Below are 329 nucleotides of genomic sequence, written 5' to 3' on the forward strand. Positions count from 1 at the left end.
CCCACCGATGCCTCCACCGAAGCTGGCGCTCCGGTTTCCAAGGCTCCTACCTATCCTGTACAAGCTGTACCAACATTCAATATCAGGCTGCAGTAAAGCTCCACGGGGTCTTTCCGTCCTGTCGCGGGTAACCTGCATCTTCACAGGTACTATAATTTCACCGAGTCTCTCGTTGAGACAGTGCCCAGATCGTTGCGCCTTTCGTGCGGGTCGGAACTTACCCGACAAGGAATTTCGCTACCTTAGGACCGTTATAGTTACGGCCGCCGTTTACTGGGGCTTCAATTCGCACCTTCGCTTACGCTAAGCGCTCCTCTTAACCTTCCAGC

General features: G+C 54.1%; 1 rRNA gene. It reads right to left on the reverse strand.

The annotated features are described in order from the left end of the window. Nucleotides 1-329: ribosomal RNA gene (locus tag IG629_RS22480) — 23S ribosomal RNA — on the reverse strand; the annotation flags it as partial.

The organism is Nisaea nitritireducens, assembly GCF_014904795.1.
Classification (GTDB): Bacteria; Pseudomonadota; Alphaproteobacteria; order Thalassobaculales; family Thalassobaculaceae; genus Nisaea; species Nisaea nitritireducens.